At 61.7% G+C, this 23,777-nt stretch carries 18 protein-coding genes; 11 read left to right on the forward strand and 7 right to left on the reverse strand.

The window, feature by feature from the left end; translation table 11 throughout:
• Positions 1-34: 34 nt before the first annotated feature.
• From KG722_RS01840 to KG722_RS01855, 4 genes are read right to left on the reverse strand one after another with little or no spacing between them, the layout of a single operon-like run.
• Positions 35-439, reverse strand: a complete 405-nt coding sequence (locus tag KG722_RS01840) for a metallopeptidase family protein (protein WP_213268931.1) — start codon at positions 437-439, stop codon at positions 35-37.
• Entirely contained in the window at positions 436-756 is a 321-nt protein-coding gene (locus KG722_RS01845) for a YbjQ family protein (RefSeq protein ID WP_213268932.1), read from the reverse strand. The genes KG722_RS01840 and KG722_RS01845 overlap by 4 nt, the downstream gene beginning before the upstream one ends.
• A 20-nt stretch (positions 757-776) precedes the next feature.
• Positions 777-2,939: a methylmalonyl-CoA mutase gene (scpA, locus tag KG722_RS01850; RefSeq protein WP_213268934.1), complete on the reverse strand. Its 2,163-nt coding sequence runs from the start codon at positions 2,937-2,939 to the stop codon at positions 777-779.
• A complete protein-coding gene (locus tag KG722_RS01855) occupies positions 2,936-4,855 on the reverse strand; it encodes a methylmalonyl-CoA mutase family protein (RefSeq protein WP_213268936.1) in 1,920 nt (639 codons plus the stop codon). The genes scpA and KG722_RS01855 overlap by 4 nt, the downstream gene beginning before the upstream one ends.
• A 231-nt stretch (positions 4,856-5,086) precedes the next feature.
• Between KG722_RS01855 and KG722_RS01860 the strand changes: the two genes are divergently transcribed.
• Together KG722_RS01860 and KG722_RS01865 are read left to right on the forward strand one after the other, a co-directional pair.
• The gene (locus KG722_RS01860; protein ID WP_213268938.1) at positions 5,087-5,308 is read left to right on the forward strand and encodes a hypothetical protein; all 222 of its coding nucleotides are present in this window, start codon (positions 5,087-5,089) and stop codon (positions 5,306-5,308) included.
• 302 nt (positions 5,309-5,610) lie between these two features.
• Positions 5,611-6,609, forward strand: coding sequence for a nitronate monooxygenase family protein (locus KG722_RS01865; protein ID WP_213268940.1), 999 nt, complete (start codon positions 5,611-5,613; stop codon positions 6,607-6,609).
• 270 nt (positions 6,610-6,879) lie between these two features.
• Here the strand turns inward: KG722_RS01865 and map are convergent, their stop codons facing one another.
• A complete protein-coding gene (gene map, locus KG722_RS01870; RefSeq protein ID WP_213268943.1) occupies positions 6,880-7,671 on the reverse strand; it encodes a type I methionyl aminopeptidase in 792 nt (263 codons plus the stop codon).
• A complete protein-coding gene (locus tag KG722_RS01875; RefSeq protein WP_213268945.1) occupies positions 7,668-7,880 on the reverse strand; it encodes a ParD-like family protein in 213 nt (70 codons plus the stop codon). Before KG722_RS01875 ends, map begins: the two co-directional genes overlap by 4 nt.
• Before the next feature lie 138 nt (positions 7,881-8,018).
• On the opposite strand from KG722_RS01875, the gene glpK reads away from it, so the two are divergent.
• Positions 8,019-9,500: a glycerol kinase GlpK gene (gene glpK, locus KG722_RS01880; RefSeq protein ID WP_213268947.1), complete on the forward strand. Its 1,482-nt coding sequence runs from the start codon at positions 8,019-8,021 to the stop codon at positions 9,498-9,500.
• 100 nt (positions 9,501-9,600) lie between these two features.
• Here the strand turns inward: glpK and KG722_RS01885 are convergent, their stop codons facing one another.
• Positions 9,601-12,639 carry a TonB-dependent receptor gene (locus KG722_RS01885; RefSeq protein WP_213268949.1) on the reverse strand — a complete coding sequence of 1,013 codons (3,039 nt, stop codon included), beginning with the start codon at positions 12,637-12,639 and terminating at the stop codon, positions 9,601-9,603.
• Positions 12,640-12,905: 266 nt separating this feature from the next.
• Here KG722_RS01885 and KG722_RS01890 point away from each other — a divergent pair, with 266 nt between their 5' ends.
• The 8 genes from KG722_RS01890 (at position 12,906) to KG722_RS01925 (ending at position 23,773) form a co-directional block, all read left to right on the forward strand.
• Positions 12,906-14,921, forward strand: coding sequence for a prolyl oligopeptidase family serine peptidase (locus tag KG722_RS01890; protein ID WP_213268951.1), 2,016 nt, complete (start codon positions 12,906-12,908; stop codon positions 14,919-14,921).
• Between the two features lie 102 nt (positions 14,922-15,023).
• Entirely contained in the window at positions 15,024-16,343 is a 1,320-nt protein-coding gene (locus KG722_RS01895) for an amino acid permease (protein ID WP_213268953.1), read from the forward strand.
• Positions 16,344-16,424: 81 nt separating this feature from the next.
• Positions 16,425-16,652, forward strand: a complete 228-nt coding sequence (locus KG722_RS01900) for a hypothetical protein (RefSeq protein WP_213268954.1) — start codon at positions 16,425-16,427, stop codon at positions 16,650-16,652.
• Positions 16,652-16,975, forward strand: coding sequence for an HPF/RaiA family ribosome-associated protein (locus KG722_RS01905; protein WP_213268955.1), 324 nt, complete (start codon positions 16,652-16,654; stop codon positions 16,973-16,975). The genes KG722_RS01900 and KG722_RS01905 overlap by 1 nt, the downstream gene beginning before the upstream one ends.
• A gap of 346 nt (positions 16,976-17,321) precedes the next feature.
• Positions 17,322-18,329, forward strand: a complete 1,008-nt coding sequence (locus KG722_RS01910) for a LacI family DNA-binding transcriptional regulator (protein ID WP_213268956.1) — start codon at positions 17,322-17,324, stop codon at positions 18,327-18,329.
• A 132-nt stretch (positions 18,330-18,461) separates the two neighbouring features.
• Entirely contained in the window at positions 18,462-21,305 is a 2,844-nt protein-coding gene (locus KG722_RS01915; protein WP_213268957.1) for a TonB-dependent receptor, read from the forward strand.
• A gap of 44 nt (positions 21,306-21,349) precedes the next feature.
• Positions 21,350-22,300, forward strand: a complete 951-nt coding sequence (locus tag KG722_RS01920; protein ID WP_213268958.1) for a glycoside hydrolase family 16 protein — start codon at positions 21,350-21,352, stop codon at positions 22,298-22,300.
• Positions 22,301-22,303: 3 nt separating this feature from the next.
• Entirely contained in the window at positions 22,304-23,773 is a 1,470-nt protein-coding gene (locus KG722_RS01925) for an MFS transporter (RefSeq protein WP_213268959.1), read from the forward strand.
• Positions 23,774-23,777 lie beyond the last annotated feature (4 nt).

A 23,777-nucleotide genomic window follows, 5' to 3' on the forward strand; every position in this document is an offset into this window, starting at 1 on the left:
TACCGCTTTCACGCAACACCCGCTTCTCCTGGCGTCAGTCCTCTTCTTCCAGCTTGGCGTCCATCTCCTCGTCCGACCAGCCGAAATGGTGACCCAGCTCATGGATGAAGACATGTGTGACCAGTTCCTCCACCGTTACATCCCCGCGTGCGGCCCATTCAAACAGGATGGGCAGGCGGTAAAGATAGACAAGTGGTCTGTATTCGGAAGGGTTGGTGACGCTTTCGATGGTCAGCGGCATGCCGACATAGAGGCCGGTCAGCTCCAGCGCGTCATCAATCTGCATCTCGTCGAGGGTCTCGTCCTCGGCATAGTCCATGACGATGATGCGCACATCGCCGGCGGCGTTACGCATGAAGTCCGGCAGCTCGGCGAAGCATTTCTCCGCCGTCAGATACATTTCATCGACGGAGGGCGCGATGGCTGTCAGCGCGCTCATGCGAGAGTAACGGCTGTGCCCGACACGGCTACCATCATCATCGAGCCGCCCTGGCCAATGACGCTGTAATCGAATTTCACGCCGACGATTGCCTGCGCGCCGAGGCGGGTGGCCTCCTCGATCATCTCCGCCAGCGCCCCGTCGCGCGTCTCGCGCAGCGTGCTCTCATAGGCATTGGAGCGCCCGCCAACGAGATTGGTAAAGCTCGCCAGGATGTCCTTGCCGAGATGCGCGCCAATCACGACCTCGCCGCACACGATGCCCTTGTATTCCCGGATTTCCCGGCCCTGAACAGTGTGTGTGGTTGTGAGGATCATGATTGTCTCTCCGTAGATGGCTACTCCGCCGCCGTCCGGGCAGGATCATCCGTGCCGAGCAGCAGTTCGAGCATGCGAATCGCGCTGTCGGCGATGACGGTGCCCGGAGGGAAGATCGCAGAGGCGCCCGCCGCCCGCAAGGCATCAAAATCCTGCGGCGGGATGACGCCGCCCACGATGATCTGCGCGTTCGCCGCGCCTTCATTGCCGAGGGCGCGTTTGAGTTCCGGAACCAGTGTCAGATGTCCGGCAGCGAGGGAAGAGGCGGCCACGATGTCCACGCCTGCCTTGCGGGCGTCCCGCGCGGCCTCTTCAGGAGTCTGGAAGAGGGGGCCTATCTCGACCTCCCAGCCAAGGTCCATCAGCGCGGAGGCGACGACCTTCTGTCCACGGTCATGTCCGTCCTGGCCCATCTTGGCGATATATATCTTCGGGCGCCGGCCATTGGTCTTCTCGAAGTCTGACGCAAGTGTCTGGGCATATTCGGCTTTTGCATTGCCCTTAACGCCGCCGCCATAGACGCCCTTGATGGAGCGTATCACGGCACTGTGACGTCCCTGGCTGCGCTCGACCGCTTCGGAGATTTCTCCCACCGTCGCCTTGGCGCGCGCGGCGTCTACGGCGAGGGCAAGGAGGTTGCCCTTCGTGCCCGCTGCTGCCTCGGCAATAGCGTCGAGCCTGGCTGAAACTTCGGCTTCGTTGCGCTCAGACTTGAGGCGCTCGAGCTTTTCCAGCTGCATGCGGCGCACGGCAGCGTTGTCGACCTTCAGCACCGGGACATCTTCGTCCTCGTCCAGCAGGAACTTGTTGACGCCCACCACCGTCTGGGTGCCGCTGTCGATGCGTGCCTGCGTATTGGCCGCGGCTTCCTCGATGCGCAGCTTGGGAAGGCCTTCTTCGATGGCTTTCGCCATGCCGCCCATCGCCTCGACTTCCTCGATGTGTTTGAGGGCTTTGGCGGCAAGGTCATGTGTCAGGCGCTCGACATAATAACTGCCGCCAAAGAGGTCGATGGACTGGCAGGCGCCCGCTTCCTGCTGCAGCAGGATCTGGGTGTTGCGCGCGATGCGGGCGGAGAAGTCTGTCGGCAGGGCGAGGGCTTCGTCGAAGCTGTTGGTATGCAGGCTCTGCGTCTGGCCGCCCGCGGCCGCGATGGCCTCCAGGCAGGTGCGGATGACGTTGTTGTAAACGTCCTGTGCGGTAAGGCTCCAGCCGGAAGTTTGCGAATGTGTCCGCAGGCTGAGGGATTTATCAGACTTTGGGTTGAACTTCTCTTTCACGAGCTTTGCCCAGATGAGGCGCGCAGCGCGCATCTTGGCGACTTCCATGAACGTATTCATGCCAATCGCCCAGAAGAAGGACAGGCGCGGGGCAAACTTGTCTACATCCAGCCCGGCGGCAACACCGGCGCGGATGTATTCGATGCCATCAGCCAGCGTGTAGGCAAGTTCAAGGTCTGCCGTCGCGCCCGCTTCCTGCATGTGATAGCCGGAGATGGAGATGGAATTATACTTCGGCATGTTCTCGGACGTGTAGGCAAAGATGTCCGAAATGATCCGCATCGAGGGCTTGGGCGGATAGATGTAAGTATTCCGTACCATGAACTCTTTTAGAATGTCGTTCTGGATGGTGCCAGCCAGCTTGTCGGGTGTGACGCCTTGTTCTTCTGCTGCCGCAATGTAGAGCGCAAGAATAGGCAGCACGGCGCCGTTCATCGTCATCGAGACTGACATCTGGTCGAGCGGGATGCCGGAGAACAGCGTGCGCATGTCGAGAATGGAGTCGATGGCCACGCCCGCCATGCCGACGTCTCCGGTCACACGCGGATGATCGGAATCGTAGCCCCGGTGGGTGGCGAGGTCAAAGGCAACCGAAAGCCCCTTCTGGCCAGCCGCCAGGTTGCGCCGGTAGAAGGCGTTGGAGTCTTCGGCCGTGGAAAACCCTGCATACTGACGGATCGTCCAGGGCTGGTTGGTATACATTGTCGGGTAGGGGCCGCGTCCAAACGGCGTGAGCCCTGGATAATCGTCGAGAAAATCCAGCCCCGCGCTGTCAGCGGCTGTATAGGCGGATCTGACCGCGATGCCTTCGGGCGTTTCCCAGGCTTCGCCGAGTTTCGGTGTAGCGAGTTTTGTGTTCGGCGCAGCGAGGTCGAGTTTCGTAAAGTCGGGGAACTTGGTCATTTGGAAACTCCCAGTTCAGCATGTCCTACCTGAAGCGCATGCAGCACATCGCAGCCTGCAAAAATGTTGAGGCTGATGCCGGGCGCTTGCGCTTTGCCCGCGAGCCAGACGGCCTGGGCTCCGGCTGTCTTTAAGGCTTCGGCGGCCTCTGCGGCGGCGGCTTCATAAGCCTTGTCCGTGCCGCAGATGACAGCAAGACGGCAGCCGGATGCCTTGAAAGCGGCGGCAAGCTCGGCCGCGTCACGGGGCGGCATGACAGCTTCCCTCGGCGCGATGCCGCCTGCGGCAAGCAGGTTACGGGCAAAGTCTGCACGCGGCGTAAACTCGGCGAGCGCTCCGAGGGTGGCAATGAATGCTTCCGGGCGCTTGGGCGCGCGGGCGGCCGCGTCTCGCAGCGCCTCGAACGGAGCGGCGAGGCGGATGGGCGCAAGCGCTTCGGCGGTGGCATCGGCGCCGCTCGCCAGCGGGCCTTCGATGATGGCCTTGAGACCAGCATCGGAAACCCCCTCGCGGGCGCGGGGCGGGTCGATCTCGGCCACAGGAGCGCCAATCTCATCGAGCAGCGGGTATTCCGAAACGCCTGTCAGCGGGATCTTCCTGCGGGCGATGTCCCTGGCGCGGGCTTCGCGCACGGTCTTGACGCGGGCCTGGAACGCGCCGGAGAGGAGCGAGGCGCCATAGCCGCCTTCGCTTTCGATGGTCTGGAACTCGGCCCAGGCGGCCTTGGCGAGATCATCCGCCAGTGTCTCTGTAAACCACGCCCCGCCGGTGGGATCTGCCACGCGGCCAAGCTGGCTTTCTTCCATGGCGATGATCTGCGTGTTGCGCGCGATGCGCCGGCCGAGTTCTTCCGGGCGACCGAGGGCTTCGTTGAAGGCACGCGAGGTGACGATGTCTGCCCCGCCAGCGGCCCCGGCAAAGATCGCGCAGGTGACACGGAGCATGTTGGTCCACGGATCATACTTTGTCAGCATCCGCGCAGAGGTGATGCCCTGAAGGCGCATGGGCGCGGCAGGCAGGCCAAGCGCCTCCAGGCAGCGCGCCCAAAGGCGCCGCGCAGCGCGCAGCTTCGCAATGCCGATGCCGTAATTTGCGTCCAGCGCGATGGCAAAGCTCATGCGCTTCGTGAGCGCGGCGATGTCCGCCTGGCCATCCAGGCGGCGCAGCGTGTCGATGGCCGAGGCGATCAGCGCGCCAAGTTCCTGGGCCTCCGACGCGCCGGCTTCATGGGCGCTGGTCGCATCGATACGGACCAGGCCCGCTTTCGGGAATTTCGCGCCGAGCGCCGTGACAACGGCCGCGACCCGCGCGAAGGCGGCGTCGAGCCCGCCCGAGAGCCTGCCGCTGCGGGCGAGCGCGCCCAGAGGGTCCAGGTTGAAGTCGATGGCCAGGTCGCCGGCATTTTCCTGGGTCTCTGCCCAGAGGCCGAGAAGCGCCGAGGCCGTGGCGCCCGAGGCGCCGGGATGGCTCAGCGCGACACCTGCATAATCGGCGCGCACCCCGGCAAGGACGGCTTTGAAGTCCTCAAGCGTCGTGATCTGCACGCCGTTCTGGCCGCTGCAATCGAGAACGAGTTCGATCGAGGATACCCCGCGCTCCAGGTCGCGCAGGATCTCGGTGTTGGTTTCTTCTGCCGAAGGGTGGGTGAACAGCTGGCGGATGTCCCAGGGCAGCCACTTGTCTGGCGCGGCTGTCTTGCCGCGCAGGTAAGGCGCCTCGCCGGGGAGCCCGAGCGGGTCGGTAGCGGCGGCAAAATCGCTTTCGCGATAGAGCGCCTTGATGGCGATGCCGTCGGCAGTCTTGCGGGTGAGCGTATCAACGCCCTTGCCCTTGAGCGCCTTTTCAACGGCGCTCAGCCAGTCGGCTTCGGTGGCTGCGGGAAATGCGGAGCTGAAAGGGAGAATATCGTCGGCCATGGTGCGGGTGTAGGGCAATCCGGGCGGGCTTGTGAACTGGTTCCTTAAGGGTATGTGACCTTCATTCCTGCATGGGCCTTCTGCATCGCAGCATTCAGCCGGGGCGAGGCCAAGGCCGCGGCCGATTTCCACAGGCCAGCGGGCAAGATGAGCCGTTTGTCATGATTGAGGGGTTGACCCTGTCCCCATGAAATGCGATTGAGAATTAGTCGCAAGACGGAGACCGAGACCATGTTCAAAGCCCTTCCAACCTGCCGCTCCTCCAGCGTTTCCTCCCATGCCGAGGTGCCCCCGGCACGGCTTTGCAGCGTCCCCGCAGACGACCCTGGTCCCGGTCTCCTTCTCGACCGCCTGATCGCCGATGGCGACCCGGGCGACCTGATTTCCCTCCTGCACCGGCAGGCGGCCTGGCGGGGCCTGCTGTCGCATGGCCACCCATCCTCTCGCGGGTAGCCAAAACCTTCGCGTAGCCTGCCCGCGGGTGTCTGCTTTCGTCGCTGACCGCATGCCCCGCAGCCTTCCTGTGCGTGGGAAGGGGCAGGCTCCGGTGCAGGCAGGGAAACTCAGGTCCCTCCATTTCTGCATCTCTGGAGCCGCCGTGCTCCGCCTTGACCCACGCCTGACCCGATAGGGCCGGGCGTGGGTTTTTGTCCGTTTGCCTGTGCAGTCTGCTGTTGTCGCTGCGTAAGGCTTGCCCGGACGCGCGCGGCGTTTAGGTTCACTCCCAGATATTCCCCCTTTGGAGATTCCTTCCCATGGCTGTCCCGCCCATCCTGCAGAACCTGCGTATTCCGGTGATCGCCTCGCCGCTGTTCATCATCTCCAATGCGGAGCTCGTGATTGCCCAGTGCAAGGCGGGCGTCGTCGGCAGTTTCCCGGCGCTCAACGCCCGGCCCGGGCCGGTCCTGCATGAGTGGCTGGACAAGATCACCAACGAGCTTGGCGAATACAACATCAAGAACCCGGACCGCCCGGCCGCGCCCTTCGCGGTCAACCAGATCGTCCACAAGACCAATAACCGCCTCGACCATGACATTGAGGCCTGCGTGAAGTTCAAAGTGCCGGTGATCATCACCTCGCTGGGCGCGCGCACGGATGTGAATGATGCGATCCATTCCTATGGTGGCATCGTGATGCATGACGTGATCGACACCTGGTTTTCCAGGAAGGCGCTGGAGAAAGGCGCGGACGGCCTGATCGCGGTGGCGGCTGGCGCGGGCGGACATGCCGGCAAGCTTTCGCCTTTCGCGCTCATCCAGGAGATCCGCGAGTTCTTTGATGGCCCGCTGGCGCTGTCAGGCTCCATCGCCACGGGCGGAGCGGTGGCCGCGTCGCTCGCGATGGGCGCGGATTTTGGCTATATCGGTTCAGCCTTCATCGCCTGCGACGAGGCCAATGCGATGGAAGGCTACAAGGACGCCATCGTCGAATACGGCGCCGAAGACATTGTTTATTCAAACCTTTTCACCGGCGTTCACGGCAATTACCTGAAGCCCTCCATCATTGCGGCGGGCCTTGATCCTGACAACCTGCCCGAGAGCGATCCCTCGAAGATGAATTTCGGTTCGGGCGGTAATACCGACGCCAAGGCCTGGAAGGATATCTGGGGTTGCGGCCAGGGGATTGGGGCGGTCAAGAAGCGGGGGCCGGTGAAGGATTTCGTCGACCAGCTCGAGCGGGAATACAATGACGCTCGGGCGGCGCTGGCCAAGGGCCAGGCGTTTTCGCGGGCGGTGAAAGTTCCGGCCGAATAAGCGGCGGTCATCTTGAGACAGAATACAGCGCCCCGTTTCGGTGAAACGGGGCGCTTTGTTATGCGCCATAGCCAGATATTGCGTGCCAAAATGTGGTCACTCTCGGCCAGACCGGAACAACTCAGCGCCTTCCTGCATCTCGACTGGCGGGAAGCGCCCGGGCTCCAGTCCCATCCGTAGGCGGAGGATAAGTCATGAGCGACATTATCGGCCCCGCCGCCTGCGCTGCAGATGACGCCGTGCTCGGGCGTGTGGCAGGTATACCCTGGCTCAACCCGCCCCGCGCGGGGTCTCTTTCGGCAGATACGCCTCTTCCGGTCTGAGCGTCAGCACGTCCACGCCCCTCTCGGTCACGGCAACTGTATGCTCGAACTGGGCGGAGAGTTTTCCATCCTCGGTGCGGACGGTCCAGTCGTCCTCTTCGGTATACACTCCGCGGCGGCCTTCGTTGAGCATGGGCTCTATCGTGAAGGTCATGCCAGGGCGTAAAGGGAGGCCGGTGCCGCGGCGGCCGAAATGGAGCACACAGGGTTCTTCGTGCATTTCCCGGCCGATGCCATGGCCGCAGAATTCGCGCACGATGGAGTAGCCTGCCTGTTTGGCATGGCGCTCGATGGCGTGGCCGATGTCGCCGAGCGTCGCGCCGGGGCGGACGGCGCGGATGCCTTTCCACATGGCTTCATAGGTGGTGCGCACGAGGCGGCGGGCGGGCGCGGCGACGGTGCCGAGCATGTAGGTCTTGCTGGAATCGGCGATGTAGCCGTTCTTTTCAAGAGTGATGTCGAAATTGACGATGTCGCCGTCTTTCAGGATTTCGCTCGCCGAAGGAATGGCGTGGCAGACCACCTCGTTCACGGAGGAGTTCAGCACATGTTCAAAGCCGTATTGCCCCTTGCTCGCGGGGCGGGATTTCAGCTTGTCGACGATGAAGCGCTCAACCCGGTCGTTCACTTCAAGCGTGCTCATGCCGATGAGTTGCATCTGGTCGATCAGCCCGAACACCGAGGCGAGCAGGCGGCCGGAATGGGCCATCGCGGCGAGTTCGCCCGGCGTTTTCGTCATGTGGCGGCAGAGCTCAATGAACCGGGCGTCACGCCGGCGGCCGCCATCTCGCGCTGCATGATTTCGTTGAAGGAGAGGGCGGGGTGCATCTCGGCCAGCATGCCGATGCGGATCCAGAACGTCGCCTGGGCATTGATGGAGCGGCAGGAAACCGTGCTGGCCTTGCGCAGCTGGTCGTGGAGGTCGTCGTCGATGTTCACGATGCCCATTGGGAGTGCCTTTATCTAAATCGTATATATTTCGTATATACTCTGGATGGCTCGTGCAAGCCTCTCCGGCGGCGTTGAGCTTCCCGTGTCGCGTGCTAGGCTCGGCGGCAAAAGGGCGGATCATCAGGGAAAGCGCGCATGGCTGATTTTATTCTCGTCATCGACGAAGGCACGACCTCGACGCGGGCGATCGTGTATGACCGCGACTTTCGCGAGGTGGCGCTGGCGCAGGAGGAGGTGGCTCTCGCCTATCCCCAGGATGGCTGGGTGGAGCAGGACGGCGAGGAAATCTGGACACGGACCTTATCTGTCTGCCGGGCGGTGATCGCCAAGGCGGGCGGGGCGGGGCGGATTGCGGCGATCGGCATTACCAACCAGCGCGAGACGACGCTTGTCTGGGACCGCAAGACCGGCAAGCCGCTGGCACCCGCCATCATCTGGCAGGACCGGCGCACGGCGGCCTTCTGCGAGCGGCTGAAGGCGAAGGGCTATGAGGGCGATGTCCAGGCCGAAACCGGCCTGCTGCTGGATCCCTACTTTTCGGGCACGAAAATCAACTGGGTTCTGGACACTGTCACCGGCGCGCGGGCGCGGGCAGAGGCCGGGGAGCTTGCCTTTGGCACGGTTGATACATTCCTGCTCTGGCGGCTGACGGGCGGAAAGGTGCATGCAACGGACGTGACGAACGCCTCGCGCACGCTGCTTTACCGGCTGGGCATTGGGGCCGACGGCGGATGGAGCGCGGCGATGGGCGAGATGATCGGCGTGCCTGCGGCGTTGCTGCCTGAGGTGAAGCCGAGCGCGGCGGACTTTGGTATGGCACAAGCGGCGCTGTTTGGCGCGGCGATCCCGGTGGCGTCTATCCTGGGCGATCAGCAGGCGGCGCTGGTGGGGCAGGGATGCCTGAAAACCGGGCAGGCGAAGATCACGTTCGGCACAGGGGCCTTCCTGGTGGCCAATACCGGGTCGGCGCGGCCGGTTTCGGAAAACAGGTTGCTCGGCACGATGGGCTATGCCCTGCCCGGCGCAGATGCGATGGCTCTGGAAGGCTCGATCTTCAATGCCGGCACGGTGATCAAATGGCTGCGCGATGATCTGGGGCTTATTCAGAAGGCGGATGAAAGCGCGGCCGCCGCCGCGAGCCTGAAGGACAATGGCGGGGTTTATATGGTGCCCGCTTTCACCGGGCTTGGCGCGCCGCACTGGAACGCGGAGGCGAGGGGCGTGATTGCCGGGCTGACGCGGGCGGCGACAGCGGCGCATCTGGTGCGCGCGGGGCTGGAAGCGGTGGCGTATCAGACCCGCGACCTGCTAGCCGCGTTTGCCGGGGATGGCGCGCCGATTGGCGAGCTGCGCGTGGATGGCGGCATGGTAGGCAATGACTGGCTGATGCAGTTCCTGGCGGACGTCTGCGCGCTGCCCGTTCTGCGGCCGGACTATCGCGAGATGACGGCGCTGGGCGCAGCAGCGGCGGCGGCGATGCAGATCGGCTGGCTGAGCGCGGAGGCCTGGGCGGCGCGGGATGTGCCGGGCAAACGGTTCGAGCCGAAGATGAGCGAGGCCGGCCGGGCTGGTCTGCTGAAGGGCTGGAACGCGGCGCTTGCGCGCGCGCTGGCCTGAAACACACCAGGGTCGCGCAAGGCCTGCCCGAAAAACCTCAGCCCCAAACGAAAAAGGCGGACCCGAAGGTCCGCCTTTCCCGATTTGGATGCAGATCGAATTAGAAGGATTTCGAAATGCGCGCGAACACCGAACGGCCGCGATAGTCATACTGCGTACCGATGAGCGGCACGAGACCGCGGCGGGTTGCAGTGCCCGTGGTGAGGGCCGGCGGGGTCTCGTCGAAGAGGTTCGACACACCCAGCGTCGCAGCCCAGGTGTCGCCAGAGTACTGGATCGACGCGCCGTGTTCCCAGTGAGCTTCAGTACCAACCTTGTACTTGAAGAGGCCCGGGCCACGCGAGCCGAAGGTGAACTCGTCACCGCCGAACAGGCGCTCGTTGGACGTGTTGCCAACGAAGTCGGTGAACCAGTTGTAGCGCCAGTCGCCGCGCTGGAACTGCAGGCGGGCGTTTCCTGTGAAGCTCGGCTCACCAACGAGGCCGTTGATGATGTCCGGCTCGAAGCCTTCGCCAGAGAACAGCAGGAACTCGTCTTCGAAGGTCCAGGTCGACTGAATGTCGAAGACCAGGTCGCCGAAGGAGAACTCGTGCTCATAACGGCCGGTCAGGTCGAGACCACGGTTCGACTGGCTGTTGATGTTCACAAAGCTGTCCGACACTTCCAGGATCTGGTTGAAGCGCGGGCTCGTCGGATCGGTATCGCGTGTGAACAAGCTGCAGAGCGGCTCATTCGCGAAGTTATCCGAGGCGTAGCAACCCCCGAGGATCGAAGCTGCACCAAGACGGGCAACCTGATTGTCGATGGCGATATCAAAGTAGTCCAGCGCGAGGCTGAGATTGATACCGGTCGGCGTGAAGATCAGGCCGAGCGTGCTGGCGTCCGAAGTTTCAGCTTCCAGAACGCCCGCGCCGCCACCCGCAACGACCTGAGCCGAGGAACCGAACGGGATATAACCGGTCAGACCCGCTGCAGCGCAGTTTGCGTCGATGTTCGGGTTGTCCGGAGGACCGTCTGTGTAGTTACACGGATCGATGTTGGTCTGACCGGCGAACGACGTCGAGTTGCCGAGGTAAAGCTCGTACAGCGCCGGGGCGCGGTAGGAGTTACCCAGGGTGGCCCGGACGCGGAAGAGCGGGTTGATCTGCCAGTTGAGGCCGGCCTTGTAGACATTGTCCGAGCCATAGGAGTCGTAGTCGAAGTAACGGCCGGAGAGGTTGACAGTCAGTTCTTCGAAGAACGGCTGGCCCTTGAGGACCGGCAGTTCAATTTCGCCGAACACTTCGGTCACCTTGTCTTCGCCAACCGTGTCTACAGCCGAAGAGAGACCCCACTGCAGGTTGTTGCTCGAATAGAAGCCCGGCTGGTCGTCGATTTCGAACTGGCGATGCTCAGCGCCGATAGCGAGGCCCACGGGGCCTGCCGGAAGGTTGAAAAGCTCACCGCGGACAAGACCCGAGAAGGTCGTCTGTTCGTAGATCGTCGTACCCGTGTCCTGGACAAACAGGAGTGCCTGTTCGTCCGCCGTGAGGTCACCATAGATGAAGTCACGGCTGAAATAGTTGATAGTGGTACAAGGCTGGTAGTCGAGCGCCGGTGTCGGCACGCCGTCGCGAACCGCATTCGCGAACGCAGCAGCGCTGGCATCTGTCGGGCAGAGGGTCTGGAAGCCACCGCCAGGCAGGGCCTGGTTGATTGCCACCGGCCGGTTGCCGGCGTTGTTATCCGTCACCCGGTTGATCGGGATTGTCGTGAAGGTGTAGTCGCCTTCCGATTTGGAGTAGACGGCTGCAACTTCCCAGTCCCAGGTCGACAGGTAACCCGAACTGCCGAAATCACCGCGCAGGCCCGCTGTGCCGGAGAAGTAGTCGACATCGACTTCGATATCGAACGGGACGAGCGTGATCGGACGGGCAAAGGCAACCGGACTGCCGGCATAGGTCCCAAACAGCGGGTTGTTCGGGTTTGCGATGCTGCCCGGGTTAGCCGAACTCATGAACGGGAAGAACTGGCGCCAGTCCTCCTGGTTGGTTGTACGGTTGTTGTAGAGGAAATCGCCAAAAAACTGAGCCGGTCCGAAATCATAGTCCGCCGTGAGGAAGACGCTCATGCGCTCCGTCTCGGGGATGATCGTGGTGGAATCTTCCTTGGCATTGTAGCTCGGCGTTTCTGCGGTTCCAGCAGGTCCCGCGACGCGAGGGCGGAAAGTACCCAGCGCATCGTCAAAGACCCAGCGGCGTCCGCCATTGGCATCGTCGAAGACGTCAGCCAGTGCGTTGAAGCACTTGAACTCGCCCTGGTTGCCGAGGCCGTCGGGACGGGTTTCGAGCAGGTCGCGGCGCTCGCCGGTCACCGGATCGAACGTGTAGTCCTGCGGGCAGGCGAGGAAGTCGCGCTCGCCCTGAGTGAGCGGCTCGAACTTCTCGTAAGATGCCGAGAGAACGATGCTGCCCTGGTCGAAGTTGAGGCCATACGCGCCGTCGATACCAAACGATTCACCGCCGCCCTCGAAAGGGGCGCCGAAGGTGACGTTGATTTCAGGCTTTTCGACCTGACGGCGGGTGATCACGTTGACCACGCCGGCAACAGCGTCCGAACCATAGATGGACGAAGCGCCGTCCTTCAGGATTTCGATGCGGTTGATCACAGCGTCCGGAATGACGTTCAGGTCGACTGCGCCAACCTGGCCCTGCGTACCGGCACCGCCGAGACGGCGACCGTTGAAGAGGACCAGCGAACGCTGTGCGCCGAGGCCGCGCAGCGAGATCGTGTTGACGCCCGTACCACCTTCAACAACGAAGCCACCGAAGTTGCCGTTGATCTGGGTCGAGCCCGAAGCAATCGACGAGGACTGCAGGATCGCCGCGGTGTCGACGAGGCCCTGGAGCGTCGCGGTGTCAGCGGTGATGACCTGGATCGGCGAGGACGAAGTGTACTCGTTACGGCCCAGAAGCGAACCGGTAACGGTGATCTTTTCCTGACGCGCTTCGCCTTCAGAGGCGGGCGTTTCGGAGATTACTTCAATTTCTTCTTCGGTTTCTGTGTCGGCACCTTGTGCCCAAGCGGCACCGGTCACCGACAGGGCGCCGAATGCAACGCCGCACAGGAATGTGCGACGGAAAGAGCGTTTGCTCATCATTACGTGTTTCTCCCCCTGGAGTAACTGAAATGGAAACGTCACCCGACCCACGACAGCGCGGATAGGCTTGATGGCAGCTTGCACGGTGACCGGCCGGGATCAAGGTAACATGAACGTTTTTTCACAACGTGTCATGATGTGGGCAAATTAGTGTTGCATTTGGGTAACGGACGTATCAGCTGCCTGTTTTTTGGGAGTGTTCAGGCAAACTTGACCGTCTCCAACATGGATTTATGGTTACCTGTACCGGATAAGAGGGAATCCACATGAAACATGCCATTTCCGCAGCGTTTTCGGCGGCGCTGCTGGCCGGAGCCGCAGGCGCTCAGCCCATTCCGATCGATGACTTTGCCAAGGAACCATCGATCACCTCGCTCAGCATGTCGCCCGAGGGCGATTTCATCGTCGGCCTGGTTTCCAAGCCCGGCTCGGACAATGAGGAACTGGCACTCGCCGTATGGGATATCGACGGGGAGATCGACACAACCAAGGTTCTGCTTCCCAATCGCATCACCCCGGGCAACAAGCGTGCCCGCTTCTTCCAGGCCGACGCCATCGGCCAGGGCCGCCTGCTTGTGCGCAGCAAGCAGGCCTGGACGGGCCAGACCTACTGCCTTGAGGGCGGCGGCGAGGGCGCGGTCAAGACTTTCATCTTCAAGACCTATTTCGGTGACAAGAACATCGACCCCAAGAAGCTGACGGAGCAGTTTGCCGGCCTTGTCGATGAAAAGAACGAGTGCGCAAAGCTGGGCTCCGGCGTGCAGATCAATTCACGCCTGCCGCTCGACAAGGAAAACATCCTGGCCAGCAGCTTTGACCGCGACCTGCGGGCGCCGAAATACTACAAGGTGAACCTCAAGACGGAGGCAAAAGAGTTTCTTTACAATGGCACCGGCGATCTGGGCATCGGTTATATCGATCCGCGCGATGGCACGGTGCTGACCAAGCTTGAACTCGAGCCGGTCGGCGGCAATGACTACGAGATCCGCACCTACATCCTGAACAAGGCTACCGGTGAGTACGACCTCGAAGCGCCGCTGACCTACACTGCCCGCAAGCGTCACAATGTCGACATTGCCGGCCGTGATGAAGCGACCGGTAAGTATTATGTCGTCACAGACCAGTTCTCGGACAAGAACCAGGTCTGGATGTATGATCCGGTTACGGACAAGTATGACGCCGAGCCGGCCTTTGCCCATCCTGAGTTCAGCGCGCTCGGCGTTGTCCTGGGCGCCAAGGAGCATAACTGGAACAAGCCGCTCGGCTTTGTCTATGATGGCGCCGACCAGGAAACCTACTGGATCGATCCGGAGTACAAGTCGATCGTCGACGGGCTGCAGGCTGCCTTCCCCGGCCTGAGCATCAATATCCTCGACACCAACAACGACCTGTCGCGCGTCCTTTTCCAGACCTCGGCATCTGACAATCCGCCAGCTTACTTCATGCTGGTCGACAAGGCCCGCGTGGCAGTTCTTGGCTCCTCGCGTCCTTGGATGCTTACTCAGAAGATGTCCAAGAGCGAGCTTGTCTACTACACGGCGCGCGACGGCCTGAAGATCCCCGCGATCCTCACCCCGCCGGTCGGCTGGAACGAGAACAGCCAGCCAGGTCCTGCAATTGTTCTTCCGCATGGCGGCCCCTGGGCCCGTGACTATGCCGGCTGGGACGCCTCGGGCTGGACACAGTTCCTCGCGTCGCGCGGCTATACCGTGCTTCAGCCGCAGTATCGCGGCTCGGCAGGCTGGGGCCGCGAACTCTGGTTCGCCGGCGACAACCAGTGGGGCCTGAAGATGCAGGACGACAAGGATGACGGCGCCGCCTGGCTCGTCTCCGAAGGCTATGCCGACAAGGACCGTATGGCGATCTTCGGCTATTCCTATGGCGGCTTTGCAGCCTTCGCCGCGACCGTGCGTGAGAATGGGCCCTTCCAGTGCGCCATTGCGGGCGCTGGCGTGTCCAACCTTGAACTCTTCCGCACCAAGGTCAGCACCGGCCGTATCAACCGCGCTGTCCAGGGCCATACCATGACCGGCATGGACCCGCTGGCCAACGCCTCGAAAGCCAATATCCCCATCCTTGTCTATCACGGTGACCGTGACGTGCGCGTTCCGATCCGTGATGGCCGCGACTTCTTTAACGCGGTCAGAGGCCGTGTTCCGGCGAAGTTCGTCGAGGTGAAGGACATGTTCCACCAGCTTCCCTGGTGGCCCGAGCATCACCAGGTTACGCTGACCGCGATCGACTCCTTCCTCAGGAATGATTGCGGTCCTGGCGGCCTCTGAGGCCAAAGGCAAAAGGGATTGAGGGCGGGCCATCTGGTCCGCCCTTTTTCTTTGCGCCGCTTGGTGTAAGCCAGAGAGCCAAATGACCGGGGCGCCGACATCGTGACAGATCCTTCCGCCTATCCCGTCCGTAGCCTGACAACGCGCTATGTGGTGGTGGTGACCATCGCGATGGTTATCGGGGCAGGGATCTTCAAATCCCCGGCGCTGGTGGCGGCCAATGCAGGCTCGGAGACAGCCGTTTACCTGCTATGGCTGGCGGGCGGGTTGATCTCGCTGATGGGGGCGCTCTGCTATTCGGAGCTCGCGGCGGCCTTTCCCCATGCCGGAGGGGATTATCATTTCCTCGAGCGGGCCTGGGGGCGGCGCTTTGCCTTCCTGTTCGCCTGGGCGCGCTTTGCCGTGATCAACACCGGCGCGATTGCTCTGCTGGGCTTCGTGATCGGGGACTATATGAACCGCGTGATTGACCTTGGCGCCCATGGCCCGGCGATCTATGCCTTTGCCAGCGTGCTGATCCTGACCGCGCTGAAGCTTCGGCCCACCGGCGAGGCGGGCGACAGCAGCTTCGTCATCATCCTCGTGGTCGGCCTCCTGGTGCTGGTCGCAGCCGGCGCGAAGATTGCGCTGTCGGGCGCGCCGCCGCTCGCGCCGGGCGAGCCTTACCTGCCAGGGCTCGGCGGGATCGGGTATGGCCTCGTCTTCGTGCTGCTGGCCTTCGGCGGGTGGACCGAAACGGCTACGCTCTCCTCCGAAATAAAGGATGGCGAGCGCGGCATGGTACGCGCCCTCGTCATCGCGATTTCGCTGATCACGGGGCTTTACCTGCTGACGGCCTGGGCCATGCTGCGCGGGCTGGGGCTTGATGGACTTGCAGGCGCGGCGGCGCCGGCGGCTGACCTGATGGCGCTGGCCTTTGGGGAGGGCGCGGGCGTTATCCTCGCGCTCTCGGTGGTCGCCGCGGCCGTTACCTCGGTCAATGCCACCATCATCGTCGGCGCCCGAACCACCTATGCTGCTGCTGCGCGCCTGCCTGCGCTCTCCTGGATCGGCCGCTGGAACGAAACCACGCGCAGCCCGCGCAATGCCATCCTGGCGCAGGGCGCCATCTCGCTGAGCCTCGTCGGCTTCGGCGCGGCCTATCGCGGCTTTGAAACGCTGGTCGATTACACCGCGCCGGTCTACTGGGTGTTCCTTATCGCCAGCGGCCTCGCGCTGATCCGTCTGCGAAATAAAGATCCCGGCGCAGCGCGCCCCTTCCGCGTGCCGCTCTATCCGCTCATCCCGGCGCTTTTCATCCTCTCCAGCAGCGCGATGCTGGTCTCCGCGATCCTCTATGTGCAGGGCGGGGCGTTCTTCGGGCTCAGCGTGCTGGTGGCGGGGCTCGCCCTGCTGCCAGTATTGGGCCGCAGCGGCAAATAATCGGGAACCCCGGAGCCCTCCCTGCGTTGGTTGCATAGTGACCGCCATGAGGCGGCATGATGCCAGACCGGGAGGCCCGCCATGAGCAACTCCAAGAAACCAGACAAAGAAGAAACGCAGGCCGGGATCGCGCAGCGCGCGCTCGACATGAAAAACAAGGCCGCCGAAGAAAACGAGACGTCGATCCCGGACACCCGCACGGCGGGTGAAGGCCAGGTCAACGAAGAACGCGCGAACGCGCCGCCGATGGGCGCGCTGGATGCTGAAGGGCACCGCCCCGTTCTTGAACGCAGCAGGAAGGTACGCTGATGGATTTCCAGTTCAACACAGGCAACAAGGTCGACGGCGACGCGCGCATGGATGCGCATTTTGAAACGCGCGTCCGCGAACGCCTCGACCGGTTCGAACCTCGCCTCTCCCGTATCGAGGTGCATGTCCGCGATACCGACGGGACACGCCGGGACGGGCCGGACGGCATCGAAGCGGTGATCGAAGCGCGCCCCTACAATGGCGAGCCGCTGATCGCGAGCGACAAGGCTGCGACACCCGAAGCGGCCGTAAACGCGGCATTGCAAAAGCTGGTCACACGGCTGGACGGGGCGTTTGGCAAGGCGGACCGCGTGCGGAAATAAACGCAGGCACGCCCAAAGCCATACATGCCCGGTCCGTTCCAGGGCCGGGCTTTGGCGTCATCCTCAGCCACCTGATCACTTGCGGCCGCTTCGCGCCCCGTGACCAGGGAACAAGGTGTGACCCTGACCTGGTCGGTCCCCATTTCCCCAGCTGCGCCTTCAGCAATTCTGACCCGCTGTCACAGGGCAGGATCATTGTTTGGCACAGAGACGGCAGGAGGCAGTGAGCCATAATTCAGTCCTGACATCGCTTCAGTATCGAAAGAGGGGTGCGCGTTGGCTTTGACTTGAAGGCCCCTATGGCTTTATCGAATTGTCCTAAAGGACAATTTTGAGGCGAACGCGTATGCCGACTATTCAGGACGTTGCCAGGCGGGCTCAGGTTTCCGTCAAGACTGTCTCGCGGGTCATGAACCGCCATGAGCATATCTCGCCCAAGACCCGCGAAAGGGTCGAACAAGCGATGCGGGAGCTCAATTATGCCCCTTCTGCCATTGCGCGGCAGATGCGGCTCGGAGACAATCTGAGTATCGGCGTCCTGCTCGCGGACCCGAGCAGTGGCTATCAGTCCCAGCTCAATCATTCATTGCTGAAGGCGTGCTCCAAGGCCCATCGATACCTTGCCGTCGAGCTGTTTGACGAGGCCAATCCTGATTGGCGAGGGCAGGTCGCGCAGTTCCTGGATCGAACGAAGGTCGCCAACATGGTCCTCGTGCCGCCAATCTGCGACTCTCACGATATTCACGGGCTTCTGCGTGAGCGCCAGGTGCGCTTCGTGCTGGTTTCGCCCTCCGGTCCCGTAGCCGGCGCGAGCGCTGTCGCCATGGATGACAGGCAGGCGGCACGGGAGGTCACCGAGCACCTGATTTCTCTCGGGCACCAGAAGATCGCGCACATCGGAGGACGCGACGCGCATGTGGTGACCGTCTTGCGCCAGCTTGGCTACCAGGAGGCCATTCAGGCGGCCGGCCTTTCGTCTGAGGGGCTGGTCGTTAAGGGCAACTTCTCTTTCAGGGAGGCGCTCGATTGCGCCGAAGACCTGTTGCAACGGCCTGACCGCCCCACGGCGATATTTGCGGCCAACGATCACATGGCGGTCGCTGTCATGATGACGGCTCACAAGCTCGGCCTGTCTGTGCCCGAAGAGCTGTCGGTCGCGGGCTTTGACGATACACCCATGGGCCGGTCAATCTGGCCCCCGCTGACGACCGTCGCGCAGCCTTTCGACCAAATCAGCGACATGGCGGTTGCGCTGCTGTCGAGCAAGCCCGCCAACGCCTCGGCGGCCTCAGAAGCCCATATCCTCCCGCACGAATTGATCGCTCGCGGCTCCAGCGGGCCGGCTCCGAACTGACACCGAAGGCAGCCGACAGGCCGCTGCTGTTGTCGCATCAAGTCAGACATCGTTGACATCGATGGACAATCATGGATTATCCGTCTCTCGCCAGTCCGCCAAGAGACCGGCCAGAGGAAACGGGAGGAATACATGTTTCGCAAACAAGGCCTGAAAACGATTCTTTTGGGCGCATCGATCAGCGTGCTGGCAGCGCATGCGGGCGCCGCTTTCGCCCAGGAAGCCCCTCGGGCGGCCGAGGAAGATGATGTCAGCCGTCAGGATGTTGTTGTCATCACCGTAGACCGGCGCGAACAGTCGCTGCAGGACTATGCGGGCACCGCCGCGACGATCAGCGGCGAAGACCTCAAACTTCTCGGCCTGCAGGACTTCAATGACCTTGATGGGAAAATTCCAGGCCTTTCGGTCTCAAACAATCAGGGCAATATCGAAGTCTACATCCGCGGCGTTGGCTCATCCAACAATACAGAACTCGGTGACCCGGCCGCGGCGACGCACCTGAACGGCGTTTATGTTCCGCGCCCCTCCGGCTTCGGCGCCGCCTTCTTCGACATCCAGCGTGTCGAGGTCAATGTCGGACCGCAAGGCACGCTTCGCGGACGTAACGCAACTGCCGGCTCGGTCGACATCATACCCTGGAAGCCAGGCATCGGCGCCACGGACGGCATGATCGAAGGCTCGATCGGAAACTATGATGAGTGGCGGCTCGAAGGCGTTGCAAACATCGCTGTCACAGACAATTCCGCGCTTCGGATCGCCGGTTTCGTGATGGAACATGACAGCTATCTGGAAAACGTGACCCCTCGCAGTTCTGAGCTCGGACTTTCGGTTCCGACGTCAGAAGCTGAAGGCGTAGGTGTCGCAGAAGCAGCCGACGATCTGGGCTTCCGCATTGCCTATCTGATCGAGCCACGAGATGACCTGACCGTCACGCTCACCTATGATGAAGTGCAACAGAAAGGGTCAGGCTATACCGGTGTCAACTTTGCCAACCCGCTCGGCAATGGCGTGCGCGCGGAAGACATCGACAATCCCCGCAAAGTCGTCGGCCGAGCCTTCACGCCCCGCGAAGACACAGAGCATCGGGGCTTCAAGGGTCACGTCGAGTATGACGGTGACGGGATCAATGCAGAATACATCGGTTCGATGCGCGATCTGGTCTACGATTACGAGTTCGTCACGCCTGCAGGGCCCTTCTATGATGGCGTGTTCGATACGCTGGGCCCGCTCGATATCGATAATTTCTCGCGTGTGCGGTTTATCACCGATTCTGAGTCGACTGTACATGAAGCCCGTCTGTTCTCGGATGATGACGCACGGTTGATGTGGTCGGCGGGTGCGTTCTACTTCACCGAAGCCCAGCGCACGTTCCTGGGTACGACTGGCGACCGAAATCCCTTCTTCACTGGCGTCGAGTTCAACCAGACAACAGATACCGAGAGTCTCTCCTTTTACGGAGACGCCACTTTCAACGTCACCGACAAGTTTCGCGTAACAGCGGGTGTTCGACATACCGACGACTCCAAAGAGCGGTTCGGTGTCAATGCCCGGTACCAGTTCATTATCGGGGGCGGAAACTTCTCCTGCTGTTTCGGCACCGGACATGGCACGGAAGGCTTCCAGTTCGCAGGGCTGGACCGCACTATATTCAATCCGGATGCAGATGGAAACGGTGCGCTCAGTGACGCTGAAGTCCTGGCATTCTTCTTTAATGGAGTCCGCAGCTTTGGGGCCCGCGACGGACTGGATGACATCTACGGCAATGGTGTTGTCCTTGGTGATGCGCCGCCGGAGAACCATCCGGTCTGCCAGGGCTTTGCTTTCACCGGCGAGTGCTTCAACACATTCGTACCTCCGCTTGACGGGCGTATCTCATTTGCAGTGCTTGGCGGCAATGCGATCGCCCTCCAGAACGGCTCTCTGGACAACGACTTCGTCGACTGGCGTTTGCGTACGGAGTATGATCTGACCGAGAACAATCTCGTCTATGGTCTGATCGCGACCGGCAACAAGTCGGGTGGCTTCAACGACAACATTCCGGGAACTGAGGGGCTCGGTCTCGCCAGCCCGGCGGGCAGCGCTCCGGCTGCCTTCGATACGGATACGCTTGCACCGACTTATGATCCTGAAACCCTGACCCTGTTCGAGATCGGCTCGAAGAACAGCTTCGAGCTTGGCGGTATGCCGGCGATCCTCAATGCGTCGGCCTTCTATTACGACTATAAAGACCTTCAACTCTTCACGCTGCTGTCGACGGCGCAGGTTCTTCAGTTCGAAGGTGTTGAGCTTACGCCTGATCAGCTCGCCCAGCTCGGCGGCCAGGTCGTCGGCTTCAACTTCAATGCCTCCGATGCGGAAATCTTCGGCGCGCAATTTGAGGGCGAGCTCGACCTGCCCAACCAGTGGACCCTCAAGGGAACCCTCCTCCTGATGCCGACGGCCAAGGTCGTCAACTCAGTCCAGGTGCAGGATGCACGCTTCCAGGCAGACGTGGATCCCGTGAACTCGGTCAATCGCTCTATTGAAGGAAACCGCCTTCCGCGCACCCCTGAGGTTCAGCTGAATGGCTCTGTATCCAAGGTGATTGATACCGATTTTGGCAGTTTCGATGGAGTGGTTTCCTTCGGTTACCGCTCCTCGCAGCACCTGACGATCTTCAATGGCATCGACTATGCCAATCCGACAAATCCTGCCCTCAGGCTGGATGACGAAGTCGACGGCTATTGGACCTTTGATGCGGGCGCGGGGTACAGTCCGGAGAAAGGCAACTGGCGGTTTGAAGTCTATGCAGCAAACCTGACGGATGTTACCGAGCCGCAAGGTCTGATCATCACCCAGTTTGACAATACGCGTTTTTCAACCGTCCGCGCACGTTCGGCGCGCGCGTTCGGGTTCACTTCTAGTCACCCGGGTCTGCGGGAGGCAGCCTGGGCGCGCCTCCCGCAGACGCCGAATACAGCGCGACCTGTCCCTTAGCGGGCCGACCATATCGTTAGCTGATATAGCGAGGAGACTATTGCATGAACCGGTTCGTCTTTGTCAGTCGCATTGCCTGGCTTGTTTTCTTCATCGCCTTGATTGCTCCAGCTCAGGCTCAGGCTTCGCCCGCCGAAGAATGGGCGCTGGTATGGTCTGATGAATTTGACGGCGATGCCATAGACACGGAGAAATGGGGTTTCGATCTGGACTGCTGGGGTGGCGGCAATGAGGAACGTCAGTGCTATACGGCGCGTCCGGAGAACGCCTTTGTCGAGAACGGGCTGCTCAATATTGTGGCCCGGCGTGAGAACGCCGTTGGTCCGGCGCTGCCGTTACACCTCGATGACGCTTTGCCCGAGAGCGAGCGTGGAAAGCTGTCCGCCAAACCCTTCACTTCGGCGCGGCTGACCACAAAGAACAAAGCGGATTGGACCTATGGCAGGTTCGAGATTCGCGCGCGTGCGCCTCAGGGGCAGGGTGCCTGGGCCGCCGCCTGGATGCTGCCGACCGAGGAACGCTATGGCGCCTGGGCCGCGTCGGGCGAAATTGACATCCTTGAACTCGTCAACCAGGGCGCCGAATGCAAAGACTGCAAAGGCGGAAAAGAAAACCGCGTGTACGGTACCATTCACTATGGCGGCGAGTGGCCACGCAACAAGTACAAGGGCAAGAACGCTCCGCTGCCCGCGACGGATGACGGGTTCAACGTCTACGCCGTCGAATGGCAGGAAGGCGAGATCCGCTGGTACGTGGACGGACAGCTCTACTCAACCCTGACTGAGAAGGACTGGGGGACAAAGGCAATGTTTTCGAAACTTCCCAGGAGCGCGCCTTTTGACCAGCCATTCTATCTTATCCTGAACCTTGCGATCGGCGGCAACCTCGCCGAAGATACAAATGAGGGCGGTGTATCGCTCGAAGGTTTCCCCAAAGCCTTCCAGATTGACTGGGTGCGCGTCTATCAGAGGTCTGCGGACGGGGCAGGGCATTAGACAATGCAAGCCGTTTCGCCCACGCGCAGCCAGGACCGGGTGCCTTTCAGCCATATGCTGATCTATGGGACCGGCGCGTTCGTGAACAATCTTCTCGCGGGTGCGTTCGGGGCAATGTTGATCATCCTCAACCTCGGTCTCGGCATGGACCCGGCGCTCGTCGGGCTTGTCGCTTCTATCCCCCGCTTCTTCGACGCCCTGACTGATCCGGTCATGGGATACATATCGGATAACACGCGCAGCCGGTGGGGTCGGCGCAGGCCATATATTTTCGTGGGCGCAATCGCTGTCGGCCTCGTCTTCATGGCAATCTGGCAATTGCCTGACGGGCGGAGCGAGATGTTCTATTTCTGGTTCTTCCTGATTGGATCGCTCATCTTCTATACGGCCTATACTGTCTTTGCTGCGCCCTGGGTGGCGCTTGGGTATGAGATCACGCCGGACTATCATGAGCGGACGCGGCTCATGGGGACGCAGAACTTCATTGGCCAGCTCGCCTATTTCATCCCGCCATGGCTGCTGCCGCTGATGCAGGATACGCGCCACTTCGACAACATGGTCGACGGCGCAGGCGGCCTTGCGATCGCGCTTGGCGTGCTGATGATTGCCGGCGGCATTCTGCCCGCGATCTTCCTGCGCGAACGGGTGCGCATCATCGCGATGGCAGAAATGCCGATGTCATCCCGCCAACATGGCTGGTCGCTGATGCAGACCGCAACGCACCGAGTGCGAGACTTCCTGCAGGGCTTTGCCAAAGCCCTGAGCTTCAAGCCTTTCCTCAAGCTTTGCCTTGCGACATTCCTCGTCTTCAACGGCTTTATCCTGATCGCGTCTTTCTCGACCTATGTGATCATCTACTATGTGTGGGCCGGTGACACCGTCAAAGGCGCAGAGTATGCTGCCTATGCCGGCACGGTCGGAACGCTTTCAACTTTCGTTGTCATCGCGTTCGTGACCTGGCTCGCCACCCGGATTGGCAAACGACTGACCTTTGCCATCTCAACCGGCATCTCGATGTTGGGCTACGCTCTCAAATGGTTTTGCTACCAGCCAGACAATCCCTGGCTTGTGGTGCTGCCAGCCCCGCTCCTCGCGTTCGGACTTGGCGGCCTGTTCACGCTTATGCCGTCCATGATGGCCGACATTGTCGACCTTGATGAGCTGGAAACCCATAAGCGGCGTGAAGGCATGTATGGTTCGATCTACTGGTGGGTGGTCAAGCTGGGTATGACTGCTGCCCTGGCCGGCGGCGGCTTCTTGCTCAACGCGACCGGCTTCAAGGTCGAACTCGGTGGCGCCCAGTCAGAGTCGACAATAACTTTGCTGCGGCTGTGCGATGCCTTAATCCCGGTCATTGCGTCTGCAATTGCGATATGGGCCGTCGCAACACTGGGCATTGACCAGCAAGCCGCTGAGAATACGCGCAAGGCCCTCGACGCCCGGAGAGGCGCGCCTGATCCTCTCCCTGCCTGAAACC

The sequence above is a fragment of the Hyphomonas sp. genome (assembly GCF_018402285.1).
Taxonomy (GTDB): domain Bacteria; phylum Pseudomonadota; class Alphaproteobacteria; order Caulobacterales; family Hyphomonadaceae; genus Hyphomonas.

What these genes read in the sequence shown, in the direction of transcription:
- KG722_RS01840 (WP_213268931.1), bottom strand. Translation starts at nt 439, where the DNA reads ATGAGCGCGCTGACAGCCATCGCGCCCTCCGTCGATGAAATGTATCTG.
- KG722_RS01845 (WP_213268932.1), bottom strand. Translation starts at nt 756, where the DNA reads ATGATCCTCACAACCACACACACTGTTCAGGGCCGGGAAATCCGGGAA.
- scpA (WP_213268934.1), bottom strand. Translation starts at nt 2,939, where the DNA reads ATGACCAAGTTCCCCGACTTTACGAAACTCGACCTCGCTGCGCCGAAC.
- KG722_RS01855 (WP_213268936.1), bottom strand. Translation starts at nt 4,855, where the DNA reads ATGGCCGACGATATTCTCCCTTTCAGCTCCGCATTTCCCGCAGCCACC.
- KG722_RS01860 (WP_213268938.1), top strand. Translation starts at nt 5,087, where the DNA reads ATGTTCAAAGCCCTTCCAACCTGCCGCTCCTCCAGCGTTTCCTCCCAT.
- KG722_RS01865 (WP_213268940.1), top strand. Translation starts at nt 5,611, where the DNA reads ATGGCTGTCCCGCCCATCCTGCAGAACCTGCGTATTCCGGTGATCGCC.
- map (WP_213268943.1), bottom strand. Translation starts at nt 7,671, where the DNA reads ATGACGAAAACGCCGGGCGAACTCGCCGCGATGGCCCATTCCGGCCGC.
- KG722_RS01875 (WP_213268945.1), bottom strand. Translation starts at nt 7,880, where the DNA reads ATGGGCATCGTGAACATCGACGACGACCTCCACGACCAGCTGCGCAAG.
- glpK (WP_213268947.1), top strand. Translation starts at nt 8,019, where the DNA reads ATGGCTGATTTTATTCTCGTCATCGACGAAGGCACGACCTCGACGCGG.
- KG722_RS01885 (WP_213268949.1), bottom strand. Translation starts at nt 12,639, where the DNA reads ATGATGAGCAAACGCTCTTTCCGTCGCACATTCCTGTGCGGCGTTGCA.
- KG722_RS01890 (WP_213268951.1), top strand. Translation starts at nt 12,906, where the DNA reads ATGAAACATGCCATTTCCGCAGCGTTTTCGGCGGCGCTGCTGGCCGGA.
- KG722_RS01900 (WP_213268954.1), top strand. Translation starts at nt 16,425, where the DNA reads ATGAGCAACTCCAAGAAACCAGACAAAGAAGAAACGCAGGCCGGGATC.
- KG722_RS01905 (WP_213268955.1), top strand. Translation starts at nt 16,652, where the DNA reads ATGGATTTCCAGTTCAACACAGGCAACAAGGTCGACGGCGACGCGCGC.
- KG722_RS01910 (WP_213268956.1), top strand. Translation starts at nt 17,322, where the DNA reads ATGCCGACTATTCAGGACGTTGCCAGGCGGGCTCAGGTTTCCGTCAAG.
- KG722_RS01915 (WP_213268957.1), top strand. Translation starts at nt 18,462, where the DNA reads ATGTTTCGCAAACAAGGCCTGAAAACGATTCTTTTGGGCGCATCGATC.
- KG722_RS01920 (WP_213268958.1), top strand. Translation starts at nt 21,350, where the DNA reads ATGAACCGGTTCGTCTTTGTCAGTCGCATTGCCTGGCTTGTTTTCTTC.
- KG722_RS01925 (WP_213268959.1), top strand. Translation starts at nt 22,304, where the DNA reads ATGCAAGCCGTTTCGCCCACGCGCAGCCAGGACCGGGTGCCTTTCAGC.